The sequence below is a fragment of the uncultured Bacteroides sp. genome, assembly GCF_910586915.1.
In the GTDB taxonomy this organism is placed as follows: Bacteria; Bacteroidota; Bacteroidia; order Bacteroidales; family Bacteroidaceae; genus Bacteroides.
Genome location: NZ_CAJULN010000042.1, coordinates 1 through 23,334, shown reverse-complemented (window position 1 = coordinate 23,334; position 23,334 = coordinate 1). Strand labels below are relative to the sequence as shown.

The 23,334-nt window shown below is 41.5% G+C and carries 19 protein-coding genes and 1 pseudogene; 13 read left to right on the top strand and 7 right to left on the bottom strand.

Annotated elements, in window-relative coordinates:
• The coding region (locus QZ331_RS12045; protein WP_240060490.1) for an Arm DNA-binding domain-containing protein at positions 1–221 on the bottom strand (221 nt) is incomplete at its 3' end.
• Positions 222–582: 361 nt separating this feature from the next.
• Here QZ331_RS12045 and QZ331_RS12040 point away from each other — a divergent pair.
• The gene (locus QZ331_RS12040) at positions 583–2,250 is read left to right on the top strand and encodes a formate--tetrahydrofolate ligase (RefSeq protein ID WP_294630535.1); all 1,668 of its coding nucleotides are present in this window, start codon (positions 583–585) and stop codon (positions 2,248–2,250) included.
• Between the two features lie 307 nt (positions 2,251–2,557).
• Here the strand turns inward: QZ331_RS12040 and glyA are convergent, their stop codons facing one another.
• The 5 genes from glyA to pyrB form a co-directional block, all read right to left on the bottom strand.
• Positions 2,558–3,838, bottom strand: coding sequence for a serine hydroxymethyltransferase (glyA, locus tag QZ331_RS12035; protein WP_294630533.1), 1,281 nt, complete (start codon positions 3,836–3,838; stop codon positions 2,558–2,560).
• Between the two features lie 130 nt (positions 3,839–3,968).
• Positions 3,969–4,706 (bottom strand): porin family protein, encoded by a 738-nt coding sequence (locus QZ331_RS12030; protein ID WP_294630540.1) that lies wholly within the window; start codon positions 4,704–4,706, stop codon positions 3,969–3,971.
• Positions 4,707–5,273 (bottom strand): flavin reductase family protein, encoded by a 567-nt coding sequence (locus tag QZ331_RS12025; protein ID WP_294630531.1) that lies wholly within the window; start codon positions 5,271–5,273, stop codon positions 4,707–4,709.
• Positions 5,274–5,413: 140 nt separating this feature from the next.
• Positions 5,414–5,875, bottom strand: coding sequence for an aspartate carbamoyltransferase regulatory subunit (gene pyrI, locus QZ331_RS12020; protein ID WP_294630529.1), 462 nt, complete (start codon positions 5,873–5,875; stop codon positions 5,414–5,416).
• Positions 5,872–6,813 (bottom strand): aspartate carbamoyltransferase, encoded by a 942-nt coding sequence (pyrB, locus tag QZ331_RS12015; protein WP_044654187.1) that lies wholly within the window; start codon positions 6,811–6,813, stop codon positions 5,872–5,874. Before pyrB ends, pyrI begins: the two co-directional genes overlap by 4 nt.
• A gap of 594 nt (positions 6,814–7,407) precedes the next feature.
• Between pyrB and QZ331_RS12010 the strand changes: the two genes are divergently transcribed.
• The 5 genes from QZ331_RS12010 to QZ331_RS11990 all read left to right on the top strand — a co-directional run bounded on the left by QZ331_RS12010 (position 7,408) and on the right by QZ331_RS11990 (position 13,426).
• Complete coding sequence (locus QZ331_RS12010) at positions 7,408–9,729, top strand: transglycosylase domain-containing protein (RefSeq protein ID WP_294630526.1); 2,322 nt, start codon at positions 7,408–7,410, stop codon at positions 9,727–9,729.
• Between the two features lie 25 nt (positions 9,730–9,754).
• The gene (locus tag QZ331_RS12005; protein WP_294630538.1) at positions 9,755–10,123 is read left to right on the top strand and encodes a 2-amino-4-hydroxy-6-hydroxymethyldihydropteridine diphosphokinase; all 369 of its coding nucleotides are present in this window, start codon (positions 9,755–9,757) and stop codon (positions 10,121–10,123) included.
• A gap of 8 nt (positions 10,124–10,131) precedes the next feature.
• On the top strand, positions 10,132–10,884 hold the full coding sequence (kdsB, locus tag QZ331_RS12000) for a 3-deoxy-manno-octulosonate cytidylyltransferase (RefSeq protein WP_294630524.1): 753 nt from the start codon (positions 10,132–10,134) through the stop codon (positions 10,882–10,884).
• A gap of 3 nt (positions 10,885–10,887) precedes the next feature.
• The gene (locus tag QZ331_RS11995; protein WP_294630522.1) at positions 10,888–12,171 is read left to right on the top strand and encodes a pitrilysin family protein; all 1,284 of its coding nucleotides are present in this window, start codon (positions 10,888–10,890) and stop codon (positions 12,169–12,171) included.
• Positions 12,172–12,256: 85 nt separating this feature from the next.
• The gene (locus tag QZ331_RS11990) at positions 12,257–13,426 is read left to right on the top strand and encodes a phosphatidylinositol-4-phosphate 5-kinase (RefSeq protein ID WP_294630520.1); all 1,170 of its coding nucleotides are present in this window, start codon (positions 12,257–12,259) and stop codon (positions 13,424–13,426) included.
• 370 nt (positions 13,427–13,796) lie between these two features.
• On the opposite strand, the gene QZ331_RS11985 is transcribed toward QZ331_RS11990, so the two are convergent.
• Positions 13,797–14,735 (bottom strand): ribose-phosphate pyrophosphokinase, encoded by a 939-nt coding sequence (locus QZ331_RS11985; protein ID WP_294630518.1) that lies wholly within the window; start codon positions 14,733–14,735, stop codon positions 13,797–13,799.
• 181 nt (positions 14,736–14,916) lie between these two features.
• Here QZ331_RS11985 and QZ331_RS11980 point away from each other — a divergent pair, with 181 nt between their 5' ends.
• From QZ331_RS11980 to QZ331_RS11955, 7 genes and pseudogenes are all read left to right on the top strand, one after another.
• Positions 14,917–19,236 carry a DUF5113 domain-containing protein gene (locus tag QZ331_RS11980; RefSeq protein ID WP_294630516.1) on the top strand — a complete coding sequence of 1,440 codons (4,320 nt, stop codon included), beginning with the start codon at positions 14,917–14,919 and terminating at the stop codon, positions 19,234–19,236.
• Between the two features lie 34 nt (positions 19,237–19,270).
• Positions 19,271–19,999 (top strand): DUF5932 domain-containing protein, encoded by a 729-nt coding sequence (locus tag QZ331_RS11975; protein ID WP_294630514.1) that lies wholly within the window; start codon positions 19,271–19,273, stop codon positions 19,997–19,999.
• A 37-nt stretch (positions 20,000–20,036) separates the two neighbouring features.
• The gene (locus QZ331_RS11970; protein WP_294630512.1) at positions 20,037–21,491 is read left to right on the top strand and encodes an AbgT family transporter; all 1,455 of its coding nucleotides are present in this window, start codon (positions 20,037–20,039) and stop codon (positions 21,489–21,491) included.
• A gap of 88 nt (positions 21,492–21,579) precedes the next feature.
• Positions 21,580–21,762, top strand: a pseudogene (locus QZ331_RS14465) (phage antirepressor KilAC domain-containing protein); the annotation flags it as partial.
• Positions 21,763–21,846: 84 nt separating this feature from the next.
• Entirely contained in the window at positions 21,847–22,383 is a 537-nt protein-coding gene (locus QZ331_RS11965) for a hypothetical protein (protein WP_294630510.1), read from the top strand.
• 68 nt (positions 22,384–22,451) lie between these two features.
• Positions 22,452–22,682, top strand: coding sequence for a hypothetical protein (locus QZ331_RS11960; protein WP_294630508.1), 231 nt, complete (start codon positions 22,452–22,454; stop codon positions 22,680–22,682).
• Between the two features lie 248 nt (positions 22,683–22,930).
• Positions 22,931–23,215: a hypothetical protein gene (locus tag QZ331_RS11955; protein WP_294630507.1), complete on the top strand. Its 285-nt coding sequence runs from the start codon at positions 22,931–22,933 to the stop codon at positions 23,213–23,215.
• Positions 23,216–23,334 lie beyond the last annotated feature (119 nt).

The window sequence follows — 23,334 nt, the reverse complement described above, 5'->3', positions numbered from 1 at the left end:
ACCCGCATCTTGTCAAGCATACGGTTCGTTTCGAGTGCCGCCGTGCTTCTGCCCGTGACACGTCCCCCTTTGGTGTCCCACAGCTTGGGATCGACGGTCAGTTTGCAGCTGAACTGCGTCTGGCTGCCGTCCACCGTTATGCGTCCCATGACGGGCACTGTCCCGTCCTTTTTCACTACCTGACGTTTCAGGTAATAGATAACTGAAAATGTACTCTTCATCGTCCTTAATTTTTTTAGGTTCAAAATTAGTCGGTGGAGAGTCCATCGTCGGTACGCAAAACACGGAGGAACGGCGCAATCTTTGTCAGAGGCGGATTATTTTTGTGTGAGATGTTGGTAACTCACTATAAAATAGCTACCTTCGTCATTCTGCAAGCGGGAGGATAAACCGTATTCCGCATGGTAACGGATAGGTAACGTAGCGAAGTCCTAAGCTGACTTCGGGCTGACTTTGGAAGCCTATTGTAGCATTTTTCAACTTCATCGTTTTGCCTATCTATCAAAGACTTTACCCGGTATTTCCATTTATCACTTTTTATCGCTAACTTTGCACATTCAAAATAAAATAACTATATTCTATATGAAATCAGACATAGAAATAGCTCGCAGCATTGAGTTGAAAAAAGTAAAGCAGGTTGCCGAAAGTATCGGAATTCCTCGTGAAGAAGTTGAAAATTATGGTCGTTATATCGCCAAAATCCCCGAACAATTGATTGATGAAGAGAAAGTAAAGAAAAGTAATCTTATTTTGGTGACTGCCATCACAGCCACAAAAGCGGGTATCGGTAAAACTACAGTTTCCATCGGCCTTGCCTTGGGGCTTAACAAAATTGGAAAGAAAGCGGTTGTTGCGCTTCGCGAACCTTCTCTTGGCCCATGCTTCGGTATGAAGGGGGGAGCAGCAGGTGGCGGCTATGCACAAGTACTGCCGATGGAAAAAATCAATCTCCATTTCACCGGCGACTTTCATGCCATTACTTCTGCTCACAATATGATTTCCGCCCTGTTGGATAATTATCTGTATCAGAACCAGGCAAAAGGTTTCGGACTGAAGGAGATTCTTTGGCGGCGTGTGCTTGATGTGAACGACCGTTCATTGCGTAGTATCGTTGTCGGCTTGGGGCCGAAGTCGAACGGTATCACACAAGAGTCCGGTTTCGATATTACGCCTGCTTCGGAACTTATGGCAATTCTTTGTTTGGCTAAGGATGTGGACGACTTGCGTCGTCGTATCGAAAATATCCTGCTTGGCTTTACTTTTGATGACAAGCCTTTTACAGTCAAAGATTTGGGAGTGGCAGGAGCCATTACCGTATTGTTGAAAGATGCTGTTCATCCCAATCTCGTTCAGACAACGGAAGGTACTGCCGCATTCGTACACGGCGGCCCGTTTGCCAATATCGCCCACGGTTGCAACTCTATTTTAGCTACCAAATTGGCTATGTCTTTCAGTGACTACGTGATAACGGAAGCCGGATTCGGTGCTGACCTCGGTGCGGAGAAGTTCTATAATATCAAATGCCGGAAAAGCGGACTCCAACCACGTTTGACAGTAATTGTTGCCACTGCGCAGGGATTGAAAATGCATGGTGGTGTCAGCCTCGACCGCATCAAGGAACCGAATATGGAAGGATTGAAAGAAGGATTACGCAACCTCGACAAGCACGTCCGCAATCTCCGTTCTTTTGGACAGACAGTGATTGTAGCTTTCAATAAGTTTGCTGCCGATACGGATGAAGAAATGGAATTGCTTCGCGCACATTGCGAGCAACTCGGAGTGGGCTTTACCATCAACAACGCCTTCAGTGAAGGAGGAGAGGGTGCAATGGATATGGCACGTCTGGTAGTGGATACCATCGAAAGTAAACCTTCCGAACCTTTGCGTTATACATATAAAGAAGAAGACAGCATCGAGCAGAAGATTGAAAAGGTGGCTACCAATATCTACGGTGCGAGTGTCATTACTTACAGTAATGTTGCACGCAACCGTATCAAGTTGATTGAGAAAATGGGAATCTCCCATTATCCCGTCTGCATTGCCAAGACACAATATTCATTCTCTGCCGATCCCAAACTTTACGGTGCAGTAGATAATTTCGAATTCCATATCAAAGATATTGTTATCAATAACGGTGCGGAAATGATTGTGGCGATAGCAGGAGAGATTCTTCGTATGCCTGGATTGCCGAAAGAGCCGCAAGCATTGCACATTGATATTGTGGATGGAGAAATCGAAGGACTGAGTTAGTAGATTTCCCATTACTTGTTTAAAATCCCCGTCTTTTCTTATAAGCAGATAAGGAAAGACGGGGTTGCTTATATATAGAGTCCGGCACATCTTTTTTGTTATCTCCCTTCTGATGTACCGTACGATAGAGGTTATTTTTTGAAGAGATATTTTTAATATAAATAACAGGATTCTTTGACAGATAGTTCGGTTGGAACAGGTTAAAAAATAGAAAAGTCTGCCCTTTTCACAAAGAACAGACTTTTATCAAGTATAAATTACTCTGATTGCTTCAATAAGTGATTATAGAATAAAAAAGAAGTGTTTATTAATAAGCAAATAGAGGATATTTCTTCATAGTTTCATTGACACGGGCACGTACTTGTGCAATAACCTCTTCATTTTCTACGTTAGACAATACAGTTTCAATCATTTCAGCGATTTCAAGCATCAAGTCTTCCTTAGCACCGCGAGTTGTAATGGCAGGAGTACCTAAACGGATACCGGAAGTCTGAAAAGCCGAACGGCTGTCAAACGGAACCATATTTTTGTTAACGGTAATGTCTGCAGAAACCAATGCTTTTTCTGCTACTTTACCTGTCAGTTCAGGATACTTTCCACGCAAGTCTACCAACATAGAATGGTTGTCTGTACCACCGGAAACGATTGTAAAACCACGGTCTACAAGAGCCTGTGCGAGTACAGCCGCATTCTTTTGTACTTGTTTCGCATATTCCTTGAATTCAGGTTGCAGGATTTCGCCGAAAGCCACTGCCTTAGCGGCAATTACGTGTTCCAACGGTCCGCCTTGGATACCAGGGAATACGGCAGAATCTAATAATTGAGACATCATTTTGATTTCTCCCTTCGGGGTTTTCTTACCCCACGGGTTGGGGAAGTCTTTACCCATCATGATGACACCACCACGAGGTCCACGAAGTGTTTTATGTGTAGTAGAAGTGACGATATGTGCATATTTAACCGGATTATCGAGTACTCCGGCGGCAATCAGACCGGCAGGGTGAGCCATATCAATCATTAGGATAGCACCTACTTTGTCAGCAATTTCACGCATACGCTTGTAATCCCATTCACGGGAGTAAGCGGAACCTCCACTGATAATCATTTTCGGTTTCTCGCGCAGAGCGACTTCTTCCATCTGGTCGTAGTCAACACGTCCCGTTTCTTTGTTCAAGTTATATTCGCAAGGAGTATAGATAATTCCCGAAGTATTTACTAATGAACCGTGAGAAAGGTGTCCGCCGTGTGCCAAGTTCAATCCCATAAATTTGTCACCCGGGTTCAAGACTGCTAAGAAAACTGCTGCATTTGCTTGTGCTCCTGAGTGCGGCTGTACGTTTGCCCATTCGGCACCGAAGATTTCCTTCAAGCGGTTGATGGCAATTTGTTCGCTTTGGTCTACCACTTCGCAACCTCCATAATAGCGTTTGCCCGGATAACCTTCTGCGTACTTGTTAGTCAGGCAAGACCCCATTGCCTGCATTACTTGGTCGCTTACAAAGTTTTCAGATGCAATCAGCTCGATGCCTTTCAACTGGCGTTGATGCTCTTTTTCGATGATGTCGAAAATTAAGTCGTCTCTTTTCATTCTTTTATAAGATTAAATTTTTAATTCGAGATACCTATTTTAAACGCACAAAGTTAATCAAATAAAATAAAGAATGAAGAGAACATAAGAAAAATGTTAGTAAAAGGCGCGATTTAATGATATTTTATTTCTAAAGAATGAATCCTAACGAAAAACTCAACGCACTGTCTCGGCGTCGGAAAATGATAGGACTGGTTTCTGTGCTGCCATCAGAATTGATGTTGTCATATACGATGGATTTCGAAATATTTCCTACACCCTGCTCGTAACGGAAATCGAAGAAGATGCGGGAGATGCTCACACCTACACCGACCACAGCACTGATATTGAAGGGATGCAGTTTTTCGTGAATTCCTTTTTGGTCGAAGTTTTTAAAAGTGATTTTGTTTTGTTTTCCCCATAAATAGCGGAGTTTCGGACCTGCAAAGATAGACATACCATACGGCCCTTTCTTCACCACATTGTATCCGTATAGAGCGGGAAAGTCAATGCTGTGCAACATGGACAGTACCGAGGCATAGTCCGGCTCAATGGCAGGATGCTGTGAACCTAATTTGTCGAAAGTTATTTCACATTTGGCTACATTATAGGATACTTCCGGCTGAATGAAGTGCTTCTTCATATTGATGCGCATGAAAAGAGCGCCGAAGTAACCGATTTTATAGTTATTCTGTATTTGGCTGATTGTTGCGTCCTTAATCTTCAATTCGGAAACCATAAACATAGAGGAGTTGAATCCTGCTTTGATACCGAAATTGATTTTTCTGGTATTGGGGCGGTCTATTCTATTCGCTTTATGGTTTTGCGCTAAAACCAGGCAACTCATAGTCAACGAACCGAGAAGAAAAAGTTTACGCAACATGATTATTTATTTTTTCTTTTCTACACTCCAGCCGAATTTACCGATTTTCTCTCCCAAATCATAATACCCGCCATGCACATAGACCAATGGATTGGCTTCTGCCAGTTCAAACTTTCCGGTTTCGGGATTCAGGTATTGGTCGTCGGCGCGTACATTCACAACATCTGCGATAAACATATCATGTGAACCGAGAGAAATAATTTCCTTCACACGGCATTCGATGCAAAGGGGAGATTCTTCAATCAACGGCGCATTTACCACCGTACATCGACCCGGAGTGAGTTTCATCTCTTTAAACTTATGATAATCGCGCCCCGAACGTACTCCGCACCAGTCGGTGGCAAAAGCCATATCTTTCGTGGTCAGATTAATGACAAACTCCATATTCCGCTTGATAATTTCGTATGAATGCCGTTCCGGGCGTACGGATATATAACACATAGGCGGGTTTGTGCAAATCGTACCTGTCCATGCTATCGTGACAATGTTATATTCACTCTCTTCCTTACCGCAACTGACCAATACAGCCGGCAACGGATAAATCATGGTTCCTGGTTTCCAGTCTTGTTTCATAAGTATATTTTTTCACTACAGAGGACACAGAATCTCACGGAGTTTTTCTTTTATAGGTAAAACCGTAATTTGACCGATGTGTTCAATAATTGAATTATTAAGAACTCTGTGAGACTCTGTGTCCTCTGTGGTGAGTAAAATTAAAGAATAGTGATATCTTCCCGTTTCTGTTCCTTCTCGCAATAATGACATTTAACAATGCAATTATCCTTGTCTATCACATGGAATAGTGTAGCCATCGGCTCATTGTTAGTGATACATTTCGGTTTGGCGCATTTTACAATTCCGCGAAGCTCATCCGGCATCTTTATTTCCTTTTTTTCCACCACTTCATAGTTACGGATGATATTTAACTTCACATTGGGAGCGACTACCGAAATACGGTTAATCTCTTCATCGCAGAAAAACTTGTCGGCAATCTTTATAATACCTTTCTTGCCTAACTTTTTGCTTTCAAGATTAAATCCGATGGTGATATTGCTTTTCATTTGCTCCACACCAAGCAGTTGTACTACAGTAAAGAGCTTTTCAGATGGGATATGGTCAATCACCGTCCCGTTTTTCAGGGCGGCTACTTGCAGTTCTTGTTTATTCTCGCTCATAATAAAATATCGTTTTTAACGTCATCTAATGTGATACCTAACACATCGCAAAGAATTGCTTCGCGCGCATACAGACCGTTTTGTGCCTGTTGGAAGTAATATGCTTTCGGGTTATCGTCTACGTCATAAGCAATTTCGTTGACACGTGGCAACGGGTGCAATATACGCAGGTTCGGACGGGTATTTTCCAGCATCTTGTTTCGGAGGATATATACGTTTTTCACTCGTTCATATTCCATTAGGTCGGTGAAACGTTCACGTTGTACGCGGGTCATATACAAAATGTCGGCATCGGCGATAATCTCTTCAGAGAAGTCCGTATGTTCAACGTATTTTATCTGGTGAGTCTTGCAGTAGAGTTTATACTCTTCCGGCATTTTCAACTCTTCGGGAGCGATAAAATGGAAAGTGGGGTTGAAGTGGCGCATTGCCATCAGTAACGAGTGCACGGTGCGTCCGTATTTCAAATCGCCTACTAAGAAGATATTCAGATTCTCTAATGTCCCCTGCGTTTTATAAATCGAGTAGAGGTCGAGCATTGTTTGTGACGGGTGCTGGTTGGCTCCGTCTCCAGCGTTGACGATAGGCACCGGAGCTACTTCACTGGCATATCGTGCCGCTCCTTCAAGGTAGTGTCGCATGACGATAATGTCTGCATAGTTGCTCACCATCATAATCGTGTCTTTAAGAGTTTCCCCTTTGGAAGAACTGGTCGCTTTGGGGTCAGTAAATCCGATAACTCGTGCACCGAGACGGTTGGCTGCTGTTTCAAAACTCAGACGGGTACGGGTGGAAGGTTCGAAGAACAAGGTTGCTACAACCTTTCCTTGCAGTAACCGGCGGTTAGGGTTCATTTCAAACTGCTTCGCCATTTCGAGCATATAGAGGATTTTTTCTTTGGAATGTTCGGCAATGGTTACTAAACTTCTGTTTTCCATTTTGTTATATTTTATGTGGATAGAACTTGTTTTACCGGAGTGTAAAGGTACGAAGAATTTGTGAAAAGCACAGTTTTTTCGTACCTTTTTTATGATTATCCGCTATTTTCTCTCTTCAGATGACCGATTTGCAGGAGATATAGCTCCTGTTTTCACCGCATATATGTCCTATTTGTAGCATCTATATGCGCTACGTCCAGCATCTATATTTCCTGTATGCAGCGCATATATGCGCTGTAAGTAGTTGATTGTTAGGTTGTAAATGTGCCATTTGGGCAGATAGGGGAAAATAGCGGATAATCAAAGCAATGTAAAAGTCTTCTATTTCTTTTGAACTTAGTTTGCTTTGGTTTCCTAATATATTAAGGTATCTCTTTATTTATCATACTCATCCTCGCTTCGGTAATTGATATCTTGCAATACGATACGGTTTGCTAATGAATGATAGGTGGAATTTTTCCTGCCTGTTTTGTGTTTAGAGAGGAACGTGTTATTTAACACAAAATTGAAATAATAATTAAACTCGTTGGTTGAGTACTGGATTTTATCTACCTTTGTACCTTCTTTTAATGCGTCTTTTAAGTTAGAAAAAATATGATTCGAAAAATAATAAAAATTCTTTGGATTCTATTGGTAATCGGAGTAGTAGCAGTGGTTGCTATATTTGTTTCTATTTCGAAGGGATGGATTGGTTATATGCCTCCTGTTGAGGAATTGGAGAATCCGAGCTATAAGTTTGCTACGGAGATTTTCTCGGAAGATGGCAAGGTACTTGGTACATGGTCGTATAGTAAGGAAAACCGTGTGTATACTGCTTATAAGGATTTGTCGCCCGGTATTATCAATGCACTGATTGCTACAGAGGATGTACGTTTTGTGGAGCATTCGGGGATTGATGTAAAAGCTCTGCTTCGTGCGCTTGTGAAGCGTGGATTGCTGATGCAGGAAAATGCGGGTGGTGGAAGTACGTTGTCACAACAGCTTGCCAAGCAGTTGTTTACGGAGAAAGTGGCACGGAATACTCTTCAACGGCTTTTTCAAAAACCGATAGAATGGGTGATTGCCGTGAAACTGGAACGTTACTATACGAAGGAAGAGATTCTGAGTATGTATTTGAACAAGTTCGACTTTCTGAACAATGCAGTGGGAATTAAGACGGCGGCACATACTTACTTCGGATGCGAACCGAAAGAACTGAAGATAGAGCAGGCAGCTACCCTGGTGGGAATGTGTAAGAATCCGTCACTGTATAATCCTGTTCGTTTTAACGAACGCTCGCGCGGACGTCGGAATGTGGTACTTGAACAGATGCGGAAGGCGGGCTATCTCACCGGAGCGGAATGTGACTCGCTGAAAGCACTGCCGTTGAAACTGATTTATAACCGCGTAGACCATAAAGAAGGATTGGCTACCTATTTCCGTGAATACTTGCGTGGTGTAATGACTGCATCTAAACCGGTGAAAGGCAATTATCGCGGCTGGCAGATGCAGAAATACTATGAAGATTCTCTTGCTTGGGAGACAGACCCTTTGTATGGATGGTGTGCGAAGAATAAGAAGAAAGACGGTTCCAATTATAATATTTATACGGATGGTCTGAAAATCTATACTACTATTAATTCGCATATGCAGCAATATGCTGAAGAGGCGGTGGCAGAACATCTGAGTTTTTTACAACCGTTGTTCTTTAAAGAAAAAGTGGGTAGTAAGAACGCTCCTTATGCAAGGAGTATTTCGGCAGAGCGGGTAAAGGAATTGCTGACAAAAGCGATGAAACAAACGGAACGTTATCGGCTGATGAAGGATGCTGGTGCTTCGGAGAAAGAGATACGGAAAGCCTTCGATACACCGCAGGAGATGACTGTATTTTCATGGACGGGAGACAAGGATACCATTATGACGCCTATGGACTCCATTCGTTATTATAAATCGTTCTTACGTACAGGCTTTATGTCGATGTGTCCGCAAAACGGACACGTAAAAGCTTACGTGGGTGGCCCGAATTATATGTATTTCCAATATGATATGGCGATGGTTGGTCGCCGTCAGGTGGGTTCTACTATCAAACCGTATCTCTATACGTTGGCAATGGAAAACAACTTTTCGCCCTGCGACTTAGTGCGTCACGTAGAGCAGACATTGATAACGGAAACCGGAGAACCGTGGTCGCCACGTAATGCCAACAAAAAACGTTATGGTGAGATGGTTACTCTAAAATGGGGTTTGGCAAACTCGGATAACTGGATTTCTGCGTACCTGATGGGTAAATTGAATCCTTACGAATTGGTGCGTCTGATTCATAGTTTCGGGGTGCGTAATAAGGCCATAGATCCGGTAGTGTCACTTTGTTTGGGACCTTGCGAAATATCGGTCGGCGAGATGGTAAGCGCATATACGGCTTTTGCCAATAACGGTATTCGGGTAGCTCCTTTGTTTGTCACCCATATAGAAGATAATGAAGGAAATATCATTTCCACTTTCGCACCGCAGATGGATGAAGTGGTGAGTACTTCGAGTGTATATAAGATGCTTGTGATGCTTCGTGCAGTGATTAATGAAGGTACAGGCGGACGCGTACGCCGGTATGGAATTACTGCCGATATGGGTGGAAAGACGGGTACTACGAATGACAATTCCGATAGTTGGTTTATGGGATTCACCCCTTCACTCGTGTCCGGATGCTGGGTAGGCGGAGATGAACGCGATATTCATTTTGGTGCAATGACTTATGGTCAGGGAGCCGCCGCTGCATTGCCTATTTGGGCAAAATATATGAAGAAAGTGTATGATGACCGGAGTCTGGGATATAGTCAGGAGGAGAAATTCAAACTTCCTGAAGGTTTTGATCCTTGTGCCGGTTCGGAAATGCAGGTAGGTGAGGTGGAAGAGAGTGGACTGGACGACCTCTTTAATTGATAGTATTTTATCGGAAAAAGACCACGTGCATAAGTGTATTATCTGTATCGGGAGTAATTGTAACAGAGAGGAAAATCTCTCTCTTGCAAGGCATAGGTTGAGGGAATTATTTCCCTCTATCCGTTTTACATCCGAGCAGGAAACGCAGCCTTTGTTTTTTAAAAATCCGGCGTTGTTTTCCAATCAAGTGGCACAGTTCTTTTCCGAAGCAACGGAAGAGATGATACAAGAAGAACTGAAAACGATTGAAAAGTTTGCCGGACGCCTTCCTGAAGACAAGAAAAAAGAAAAAGTTTGCCTGGACATTGATTTGCTCATTTTCGACAATCGGATTTTAAGGCCCGACGAAATGGAAAGGGAGTATATCATGAAGGGCTTGGAAGAATTAAAATAGATTCAGATATGAAATTTCTCGGAATAATCCCTGCCCGTTATGCATCCACGCGTTTCCCGGCGAAACCGTTGGCTATGTTGGGTGGGAAAACAGTAATACAACGTGTGTATGAACAGGTGTCGGGTGTCTTGGATGATGCATATGTGGCTACCGATGACGAACGAATTGAAGCGGCGGTCAAGGCTTTTGGAGGTAAGGTAGTAATGACCTCTGTGCATCATAAGAGTGGCACTGACCGTTGCTACGAAGCCTGTACTAAGATTGGCGGAGACTATGATGTCGTTGTCAATATACAAGGAGATGAACCTTTTATCCAGCCTTCGCAGTTGAATGCTGTGAAGAATTGTTTTAATGACCTGACCACTCAAATAGCTACATTGGTAAAGCCATTTACTGCTGACGAACCGTTTGTAGCCCTCGAAAACGTAAATTCTCCGAAGGTGGTGGTGAATGCTAACTGGAATGCGCTTTATTTCAGCCGTTCTATCATTCCTTATCAACGGAATGCAGAAAAACAAGAGTGGTTGAAAGGACATACTTATTACAAACATATCGGGCTGTATGCTTATCGCACAGAGGTGCTAAAAGAGATTACCGCTCTTCCTCAGTCATCACTTGAGATTGCTGAATCGCTGGAGCAGCTTCGCTGGTTGGAAAACGGATATAAGATAAAAGTAGGAATCAGCGATGTGGAGACAATTGGAATTGACACCCCTCAAGATTTGGAACACGCTGAAGAATTTTTGAAGAATAGAGAATAGTTTATGGATCGCACGATACAACCAGAAATACAAACCCTGAAAAACTTTCAGATACTTACTCCTGTACGGACTGTTTTGCCGAACGGTATTCCATTGACTGTTATCAATGCCGGTGAACAAAATGTAGTGCGTATGGATATACTTTTTGCCGGAGGGCGGTGGCAACAGTCGCAGAAGTTGCAAGCTTTGTTTACCAATCGGATGCTTCGCGAAGGTACTGCGAAATATACGGCGGCTGCCATTGCCGAAAAGTTGGATTATTATGGATCGTGGTTGGAATTGTCCAGTTCTTCGGAATATGCCTATATTACTGTTTATTCGTTGAATAAATATTTGGCGAAGACATTAGAATTGGTGGAGTCTATGATTAAAGAGCCGCTTTTTCCCGAAAAGGAATTACGGACAATCTTGGATACGAATATTCAACAATATTTGGTTAACTCTTCCAAAGTTGATTTCTTGGCGCATCGTAGTCTTTTGAAATCTCTGTATGGAGAGCAGCATCCATGTGGCAAAATAGTAATGGAGGAGGATTATAATACCATTACTCCGGAAGTGCTTCGTGATTTTTATGAGCGGTATTATCATTCGGGCAATTGTTCTATCTTTTTGTCCGGTAAGGTGACAGAGGATATTATCTGCCGGGTGACAGATACTTTCGGAACTCCGTTCGGGCAACATCAATTGCAGATTCCCAAAAAGAGTTTTCCTTTTGCTGCCGTTTCAGAAAAAAGGATTTTTACGGAACGTGAGGACGCTATGCAGAGTGCGGTGAAAATGGGATGCACCACCATCACTCGTGAACATACGGATTATCCTAAATTGCGTGTGCTGATGACTTTGTTCGGTGGGTATTTCGGTAGCCGTCTGATGTCTAATATCCGTGAAGAAAAGGGATATACTTATGGCATCTCGGCAGGTATCATGTTTTATCCTGACAGTGGAGTTTTATTTGTCTCGACAGAAACGGATAATGAATATGTGGAACCGTTGATTCAAGAGGTGTACCATGAAATAGACAAATTGCATCAGGAACAGGTGTCGGTTGAGGAGTTGACGATGGTGCGCAACTATATGTTGGGTGAGATGTGTCGTAGTTATGAATCACCTTTCTCTCTTTCGGATGCGTGGATATTTATTGCTACTTCCGGTTTGACAGATGATTATTTCTCCCGTTCCCTGCGCGCTGTGAATGAGATTACTCCTGCGGATATACAGGATTTGGCACAGCGCTATTTGTGCAAAGAGACATTAAAAGAGGTCATCGCAGGTAAAAAGATGTCATAATTTGCTCTTTTATAGAGGAACTTATGGGAGAGAAATTGTATCTTTGTCCAAATTGTAAATCTAAAAAGAATAACGACTGAAATAAATGAGGAAATATCTATATACTACACTTTTATTGGCTCTCTTTTCACAATCGGGAGCAATGGCGCAAGAGAATGAAGGGAAAAAAGGCGGATTTTTCGGAAAAATAAAAGATACATTTTCTACTGAAGTAAAGATTGGTAACTATACTTTTAAGGATGGCAGCGCCTATATAGGTGAAATGAAGGGACGTAAACCGAATGGAAAAGGAAAGACGGTCTTTAAAAATGGCGATGTTTACCAGGGAGAATATGTAAAGGGGAAGCGTGAAGGGTATGGTATCTATATGTTTCCTGACGGAGAGAAGTATGAGGGACAGTGGTTTCAGGACCAGCAGCATGGCAATGGAATTTATTATTTTATGAATAATAATCGTTATGATGGTATGTGGTTTCAGGATTATCAGCATGGTGAAGGAACGATGTATTATCACAACGGCGATTTGTATGTAGGCCACTGGGCTAATGATAAACGCGAAGGCAAAGGCTCTTATACTTGGGAGAATGGTGCAAAGTATACAGGACATTGGAAGAATGACAAGAAGAACGGCAAGGGTTCCATGAATTGGGATGACGGCTGCAAATATGAAGGTGACTGGAAAGACGATGTGCGCCACGGCAAAGGAGTATTTGAATACACCAATGGAGATAAATATGAAGGCGACTGGGCGGATGATATTCAACATGGCAAAGGCACATATTTTTTTCATACAGGTGATCGGTATGAAGGTTCTTATCTTTTAGGTGAACGTACGGGTGAAGGAGTCTACTATCACGCCAACGGCGATAAATATGTAGGCAATTTCAAAGATGGTATGCAAGACGGTAAGGGTACTTTCACATGGTCGAACGGGGCTGTGTATGAAGGTGACTGGAAAAATAATAAGCGTGAAGGCAAGGGCGTTTATAAATGGAACAATGGAGATGTATATGAGGGTGATTGGAAGGACAACCGTCCGAATGGTGAAGGTACGTTGAAAACTGTTACCGGTATGCAATACAAAGGTGGTTTTGTGGATGGATTGGAAGAAGGAAAAGGAATACAAATCGATAAAAACGGTAATCGTTTTGACGGATTTTTCAAACAAGGAAAGAAAGATGGCCCTTTTGTAGAAACTGACAGAGATGGAAAGGTTATTAAAAAAGGAACCTATAAATTGGGAAGGCTTCAATAAAACAGGGATATTCCTGAAATAATAAGATTTAAGGCAACTGATTCATTGCGAGTCAGTTGCCTTTTTTGTATCTTTACTTATACAGGAAACGATTGGTTGCTTTATACGAAACGCCTGTGTCATCGCATTGACACGACCGTTTCCACGCATTGACACACTCGTTCCCATACGTGGATACGACCGTTTCCATCGCAGGAAATAGCCGGAAACTCTAAATGATTGTCAATGTGATATATATCGTTGATGATGCAGATGGCAGCGAAAGAGAAAATGAACAAGCCGGAAAAAAATAAGAGAAAAGCTCACGCAAAGTAAGACTTTTCTCTTGATTTATAGAGACAGGGACATTTACTGAATATCCCTGTTTATTTTAGATAATATATTGCGAACTGATAGATTCGTTGTTCATGACGCGTTTGATGGTTTCAGCAAACATATCGGCAATGCTTAACTGTTTTACTTTTGCGCATTTCTTGGTATAAGGGATGCTGTCGGTAAATACCATTTCTGCCAAACCGGATTCCTGTACGCGGAAAGAAGCCGGATCGGACATTACACAATGGCTGGCAATAGCACGTACAGACGCTGCTCCGGCTTCCATCATGATATTGGCAGCTTTAGTGATTGTGCCTGCTGTGTCTACAATATCGTCAACCAATACAACGTTTTTACCTTTTACATCACCGATAATTTGCATGGAAGCAACTTCATTTGCTTTCTCGCGTGATTTATTGCAGAGTACCAATGGTACACCGAGATATTTGGAGAAAGTGCTTGCACGTTTTGAACCGCCTACGTCCGGCGTGGCAATTACCAGATTCTCTAAATTTAATGATTGGATGTAGGGGAGGAACACGGCCGATGCATACAGGTGATCTACCGGGATGTTGAAGAATCCCTGAATCTGATCTGCGTGCAAATCCATAGTAATCAAGCGGTCGATACCTGCAACAGAAAGCAGATCGGCTACCAATTTAGCTCCGATAGAAACACGGGGTTTGTCTTTTCTATCCTGACGAGCCCATCCGAAATAAGGGATTACAGCTACAACACTCTTTGCTGATGCACGCTTTGCTGCATCAATCATCAAGAGAAGTTCCATTAAGTTGTCTGAGTTTGGGAAAGTCGACTGAACCAGAAATACGTGTGCTCCACGAATTGATTCTTCATATGAAACCGCAAATTCGCCGTCGGCAAAGTGGGTGATGTTCATATTTCCCAAAGGGCAATTCAGGCTTGCGCAGATTTTTTCTGCAAGATATCTCGAGTTTGTTCCCGAGAATACCATAAAGGGTGCTTTTTCGCTCATTTTATAATAGATGTTTTTACCTATTTGTTAATTTGCCTGCAAAGGTAGGAATTTCTCTTATTATTTAGAAAGACTTATTGTATAAAAAATATTTTTCTCTTCAACTTATCGGAAATATTTGTAGATTTGCGGTGTATAATGGAGAATGGCCATTATCTGTTGTTAATTATCCGATAATAAAATGAGTTCACGCTTTCCTTTATATATAATAGGTGTAGTGTTGTTCACCTTTTTCTTTTCGTGTACTGATATGGTTCCGACCAGGGAAGTGCGTCTGATTGATTCATTGAACGGGAAAGCATATGCATTTCGTTACCGGAATCTTGATTCTTCTTACAGCTATGCCGAACAGGCTTATCGGCAAGTAAACCTGTATAAGTCGGGGAAAGCCGAGGCTTCGAATAATTTGGGCTTTTGGGCCTATATGAATATGGATTTTGACCGTGCCGAAGCTTTGCACAAAGAGGTGTACAAATTGACCAAGAACGAACTCGAACTTTTGATTGCCGACATCGGGCTGATGAAAATTTGTCAGCGCACGGCTATGAACAAAGAATTTTATGATTATCGGAACAGTGCGCTGAAGCGCATGAAGCGTATTCGTGAAGAGAGCGATTTGTTTGCCGACCGACATGAGAAACTTCGCTTGGATTATGCTTTTACAGATTTTTTCATAGTTTCTTCTATTTATTACTTTTACCTTCAGCAACGGCAGGAATCGATAGCTTCGCTCAATCAGATATCGGAAGAGGAAGCATTGGCAGATACTAATCAGTTGCTTTATTATCATTACATTAAAGGTGCGGCTTCTTTGGTGGAAGGTGAACGCCCGGAAGATAGAAAACTCCGTGAGTTTGACCATCTTTATTATACTTGGCAAATGGCTGCCAAGAGTGATTATCCTTATTTTGAGGGAAATGGTTTGCAGGGGCTTGCGAATCTGATGATTGCTTCCAATAGCTTCCATCTTTTTCAAACAAGACGGGCACACGCGTTGGAGCAGTTTGATTTGCCGATGGATTCGCTTTTGCCTTTGCGCTTGGCACAACTCGCTCTCGAAAAGTTTCAAGAGTATGACGATTTGTATCAGATTGCCGGGGCCTACGTGTCTATTGGTAAATATTTGAATGCACATGGCAGATACTCGGAAGCATTGGATACATTGACGAAGGCGTTGGATTGTGTAAACCGGCATCATATGCTTTATTATCATAATGAAACCGATACATTAGACAAATTATATACGTTTGCGGAAGGGGATACGACTTATACCGGAATACCGTGGATTATGCAAGAAAAAGTAAAGACTGTACCCGAATGGATTTCGAGGATTCGGGAACAGTTGAGTGTATCGTACGCAGGCTTGGGAAGGAAGGAGGCGTCTGATTATAATCGGAATATTTATCTGGATATTCTGAATTTTACGCGTCAGGATAAGGAATTGGAAAGCCGGTATGTTTCGTTGGAAGCTGGTTCGCGTCAGATGACGTTTGTTCTTTTTTTAGTGATTGCAGGCTTGGTGTTGGTCGTTATTCTTTGGTGGTTCTTTAATAAACGCTCAAAGATAAAGAATCAGATTGATGTGGAGCGCCTGCAACAGATTTTGGAGCTTTGTCGGGATATAACTTCTTCCATTCCGATGAATGTCCCGTTAATTCAGCAGGGGATAGACCAATTGTTCGGAAAATGTCGTATGAGACTACAGATTCCTGAAGATGAAAGGGAAAAAGTGGCACTTGTTCCTGTACATCGATTGAATAGGGATGAAAAGGCGTTGGTGTACGTATTGGAACCTTACATTATTTGGGCGGCCGACAATGAGCAAATAGTAGAGACGTTGAGTGAAGAACGGATGCAATTGGAAAAACAACGGTATGTCTATGAGCAGCATATCGCGGGAAACAAACGTCAGAATCTAATAAAAAAGGCTTGTATGGCTATTGTGAATGGTATCAATCCTTATATTGACCGTATCTTGAACGAAGTACACAAACTTACGGAGAAAGGATATATTCATGATGAAAAGATTAAAAAGGAGAAGTATCAGTATATTGACGAGTTGGTAACTATAATCAATGAATATAATGATATCCTGGCTCTATGGATTAAAATGAAACAGGGAACACTAAGTTTGAATATTGAAACATTCAGTCTTGGCGAACTGTTTGATTTGTTGGGAAAAGGGCGTCGCGCTTTTGAAATGAAAAGACAGACGTTGGAGATTGAACCGACTGCTGTTGTGGTGAAGGCAGATAGGGCACTGACGCTGTTTATGATTAATACATTGGCGGAAAATGCGCGTAAATATACTCCGGAAGGAGGTCTTGTTAAGGTGTATGCACGTACTACGGATATGTATGTGGAGATTTCTGTGGAAGATAATGGGAGAGGGCTTTCGGAAGAAGACGTGGCGTCTATCATTGATGAAAAAGTATACGATTCGCGTGTAATCGGAATGAAGGATGCGGAGAATCCGGAATTGTTGAAGGAAAATAAAGGCAGTGGATTCGGGCTGATGAATTGCAAAGGAATCATTGAGAAATATAAGAAAACGAATGAACTGTTCCGAATCTGTATTTTTAATGTAGAGAGCGAATTGGGAAAGGGAAGCCGTTTTTATTTCCGTTTGCCTTTAGGAGTACGTAAAGTGATGGGTGTTTTGCTTTGTCTGTTGTTGCCTATGGGTATGGTGTCTTGTCGATATAATCCGGTTACACCTATGTTACAGGAGAGGGATTTGGTTGTTTCGGTTATGGATTCTACTTACGATGATTTGTTAGACGTAGCTTCAGATTATGCTAATGCAGCCTATTTTGCTAATGTGGATGAAAATTATGAACTTGCTTTGCAATACGTAGATTCTGCCATGTTATTATTGAATGAGCATTATGAAAAGTATGCGCATCCCGAGCAATCTCGTCGTTATATGAAACTTGTCGATACGGAGTCACCGGCTGAAATCAGTTGGTGGAATGAATTGTTCGATTCGGATTATCATGTGATTCTGGACATAAGAAATGAAGCGGCGGTTGCTTTTTTAGCTTTAAAACAATTGGATGCGTATAATTACAATAATTCGGCTTTTACCGGTTTGTATAAGTTGCAGGGAGAAGACCAGACGCTGGAAACTTATTGCAGACAGTTGGAACGTTCGAATACCAATAAGACGGTAGGGATTATTTTGTGTTTTGTCTTATTGATTGTTTCTTTGATCGGCTATTATTTCTTGTATATGCGGAAGCGTTTGCAGAATCGGTTGAATCTTGAACAGGTACTTGAAATAAATCAGAAGGTATTTTCTGCATCTTTGGCCGGTCTACAGGGGCAGGATGATGCGGAAGCGCTTCTGCGTGAAGAAAATACGCTTAAAGAGATTCCACAGCGTATTGTGGATGAAGCATTCGGCGCTGTAGATGAATTACTGACAATTGATAGAATGGGGATTGCGGTGTACAACGAAGCATCACAGCGGTTGGAATATGCTTCACGTCCCAGCCAGGAGATGCCGGAAATGGTACAGCAATCTTTTAATTCCGGTGAGTTTTTTACTGACCGGAATCTGTTGGCAATTCCTTTGAAGGTGGAAGCAGGAGGGGAGCATCAGTGTGTCGGTGTGTTGTATTTAGAGCGCAGGGAAGGGGGGGAGCAGGAAACAGACCGTTTGCTTTTTGAATTGGTAGCACGTTATGTAGCTATTGTTGTATTTAATGCAGTAGTGAAGTTGGCTACGAAATATCGTGATATTGAGTCGGCACACGAAGAGACACGCCGGGCTTCTTGGGAAGACAGTATGTTGCACGTGCAGAATATGGTGCTTGACAATTGTTTGTCTACGATTAAGCACGAAACGATATATTATCCTAATAGAATCAAACAGATTGTAGGGCGTCTGAATGCACAGAATCTTTCGGAAAAGGAAGAATGTGAGGCGGTGGATATGATGACGGAATTGATAGAATATTATAAAGGTATCTTTACTATTTTGAGTTCGTGTGCATCTCGTCAGTTGGAAGAGGTTACTTTCCGACGTACGGTGATTCTGGTGCAGGAGCTTTTTGATGCTGCCGGGAAATACTTTAAAAAGGTGATGAAGAATCGGGTGGAAAAGATAGAACTGAAAATGGAGCCGATGGAAGCAAAGGTTATAGGAGATATGAATCAATTACGTTTTCTATTGGAGAATCTGATTGACGAAGCGTTGACGATTCGGCAAAACGGAGTACTTTGTTTGCAGGCTCGTACGGATGATGAATATGTTCGCTTCCTTTTTACGGATACGCGGCGGGAGAAGAGTGTGGAAGAGTTGAATCAGTTGTTTTATCCGAATTTGGCACGTATGATTTCCGGTGAGAAAGGAGAATTGCAAGGAACGGAATATCTGGTATGTAAACAAATTATCCGTGACCATGATGAATTTGCGGGACGCAGAGGATGCCGTATTAATGCTGAGCCTGCTACTGAGGGAGGATTTACGGTTTATTTCACTGTTCCGCGCAGATAAAAAAGAAAACCCATAAAAGTTATTAGATAAGGAAATGGAAGAGCAGAAATTTAAAGTTATTATTGTAGAGGATGTAAAACTGGAATTGAAAGGTACGGAGGAAATCTTTCGTCATGAAATACCGAATGCGGAAGTGATTGGTACGGCTATGACCGAAAGTGAATTCTGGCCGTTAATGGAAGTCCAACTTCCGGATTTGGTATTATTGGATTTAGGTTTGGGAGGTTCCACTACTATTGGAGTGGATATTTGCCGGAATATATTCAAACGCTATAAAGGTGTCCATGTTTTGATTTTCACAGGTGAGATTCTGAATGAGAAATTGTGGGTGGATGTACTCAATGCCGGTGCTGACGGAATTATCCTTAAGACAGGAGAATTGCTGACCAAAACAGACGTACAGGCTGTGATGGATGGCAAGAAATTAGTATTCAACTATCCGATTTTGGAGAAGATTGTAGAACGTTTCAAAAAGTCGGTAGCCAATGATGCAAAAAGGCAAGAAGCGGTGATCGGTTATGATATCGACGAATATGACGAGCGTTTTCTTCGCCATTTGGCGTTGGGATATACAAAGGAGATGATTGCAAATCTGAAAGGTATGCCTTTTGGAGTGAAATCATTGGAAAAACGACAAAACGATCTCATCGGACGTCTCTTTCCGAATGGAGAAAGGGTGGGAGTGAATGCTACTCGATTGGCAGTTCGCGCTTTGGAACTGCGTATTATTGATTTGGATAATCTGGAAGCCGACGAAGAGTAGATAAACAGGATTTGATGATGAATATATCTGAGAAACGATGAAGACAAAATGGCGTATGCCCCATCCTGCAACGATGTTCATGCTATTGACGATGGTAGTGGTTTTTCTTTCATGGATATGTGATATCTATGGATTGAAGGTGACATTGCCGCAGACTGGCGAGAATATTCGTGTACAAAGTTTACTTAGTCCGGAGGGAATTCGTTGGTGGTTGCGGAATGCTATCAAGAACTTTACAGGATTTGCTCCGTTGGGTATGGTGATTATTGCGATGTTCGGATTAGGAGTTGCCCGGCATTCTGGTTTTATTGATGTATGTATTCGTATGGGGCTGGGTAATCGTAAAGAGAAGAGAAAAATTATTTTGTGGGTAATTGTTCTTGGATTATTATCCAATGCTATTGGTGATGGCGGATATATTATTTTGCTACCTATTGCTGCCATACTGTTTCAGTGGGTAGGACTTCATCCGATTGCAGGAATTGTGACGGCGTATGTTTCCGTTTCGTGTGGGTATAGTGCTAATATTGTGTTGAGTACGATGGATCCTTTGTTGGCTCATACTACCCAAGAGGCTGCATTAGCTCAAACGGGTTATCAGGGAAATACGGAACCTCTTTGCAATTACTTTTTTATGAGTGCTTCTACGATAGTTATTACTGTTATTGTTTATTGGGTAACTCAAAAATGGCTTCTCTCCCGATTCGGAAAATATGAAGGCAGTGCAAAGGCAGCAACCTATCGTCCTTTATCGCGTAAAGAGAGACGTGCAATTGTGATTTCTGTTATTGTGGCGATTATTTATGTGGGGCTTGTTTTGTGGCTTACTTTTTCCTCTTACGGAATTTTGCGTGGGGTGAATGGTGGTTTGATGCATTCTCCCTTTATTGCCGGTATTTTGTTTCTTCTTTCTTTAGGGGTTGGTATTACAGGGATGGTGTATGGTTTCAGTTCCGGTCGTTATCGTACGGATAATGATGTGATAGAGGGATTGACTCAACCCATTAAACTTCTTGGTGTTTATTTCGTGATCGCTTTCTTTGCAGCTCAAATGTTTGCTTGTTTCGAATATTCTCATTTAGATAAATGTCTTGCCATCATGAGTGCCGAGTTGCTTTCTTCTTTTGAATCTGCTCCATTGGTGACTTTGGTCTTGTTTATTCTGTTTACAGCATTCATTAATTTGATTATGGTGTCTGCTACTTCCAAATGGGCGTTTATGTCTTTGATCTTTATCCCGATGTTTGCGCAAATGGGCGTTTCGCCGGATGTAGCACAATGTGCTTTCCGTATCGGAGACAGTGCGACAAATGCCATTACTCCTTTTTTGTTTTATATGCCTTTAGTGCTGACTTATATGCGGCAGTATGATAAGCAGATTACATATGGTACATTGTTTCAATATACTTGGAGATATTCGTTAGCTATTTTATTGGTTTGGATATTATTATTTGTTGGATGGTATATGCTGAAGATACCGGTAGGTATATAATGTTGGGTAGGTGCGAAAAAAATAAAAACCGCAACTATCTAATAAATAGACTTTGCGGTTTTTATTGTGATTCCACAAGGCACTCAAAGAGCGAAAGGTAATGTTCTACCAATCGGGCACGTGGATGCTTACGGCAAAGTATCAAGATAAAGGCTACACCAAGATGCGGACGCACCAGTTCACAAGAAATGACGGAAGTTTTGGAACGAGTTCCTACACCGTTTTCACAGAGAAAGGTCGTACAATGGTGCATAGTATCTTTGCTAAATAACAAATAATCAATATTATAAACTAAACGCCTTTAAGGTTCGTAGGAATGCGGACGGCAAGAGGTATGTATAAAAAGTAACTAATCATGAAAGAAATATCAATCCAAGTTCCCTATGGGAAAAGAGCAGTTCAGAAAGAAGTGAACGGAAAAATAATTATCGAAATGGTGGATGAAAAGCCAATTACAGAACGTGTAAAGACCTTTGAGGATGCACTACGTGAGGTCGGAATCAAAGAAAGTGTAGAGGACTGGGAGAAGAAGTATTCAAATCTCGAAAAGGATGTAGTGGCGTATATGAAACTATGTATCATTACAGAAGCACTTAACGAGGGATGGAAACATGGATATGATGAGTATTTTTGCATAGTACTTTTTCCATTCTTTGTTGCTTACAATAAAGAAATGATTGACAAGATGGATGAAGACAAGAAATCTAATCTCATTATTCGTCCATATAAAGATAGTATAATCGCTATTAGAGCGGAAGGCTTTTCAACAAATGCTCAATTCTGTTTGTCAAGTGCATCTTTTGGTGTGAAGTTTATATTCAAGACAAAAGAACTTGCAATATACGCAGGAAAGCAATTTATCGAAATTTGGGCAGATTACTTGCTCTCATAAAACACATGAACTACTAAAGATAACTAATTGAATACTAAATACTAATAATTACTAATACTAATTCAGTCATGGAAAGAAATAATTTATCAAAAGAAGAAAAAGCAATGTTGCTTTATGATGCTATCAAACCGACTTTGTTGTCAGACAGTGCCCGTGAATGGCAAGGGAAAATAATAGATGCCATAAGTGCTATAAGTAGCGTGCCGGGAGAAATCAAGCCCGATTGCATCTACTGGCTACTGGAGATTTACAAGATGTTCGGTAAGATTGACGAGGTAGAAACAGAGATTAGGAATTAATAAAAACATATAAGTATGGAATACCCAGAGTTTCCAAAGTTTGATGTAGGTGATACTGTTCAAGTGATTAGCAGTGGTGAAATTGGTGTAATACAAAGATGTATTGTAAATCATATGAATGTGATTGTGTCTATAAAGTGTCTTGCTGTAATTATTATTATAGTGCTAGTGAGCTTGAACAAGTACATCGTAGTGAATTAATTAATACAAGCGTAAACATATCAAGTTTAATTTCAAATTATAGAAAAATGAAAAGAATAACAGCCTATTTGAAAGGCAAAGTAGAAGAAATTAAGTGCTCAGCACGTGAAAAGAGAGTTAATTCGGCATTGGAAGCTGCAAGAATCAATTTTGAGGAACAAATTTCTGATGCTGACATAAAGATTGACGAGTTGATGAAAAAACTTGGAACGACTGATAATGTTCAGTCAATCATTCAATGCATTTCCGAATGTATGGACGACAAGGCATATGCGAATCATAGAATTAAGCGGCTGGAAGAAATAAAGGCATTTATGAATGAGGAGGTGTAATATAACGTGAGTTCGACGAAATCAAAACAGACTCAACTGTGTATCTAATGTACGTTGTACATTTATATGTAATAGTCAAGACTTGTTCTGACATTTGTTTTACTATCGGACAAAAAAAC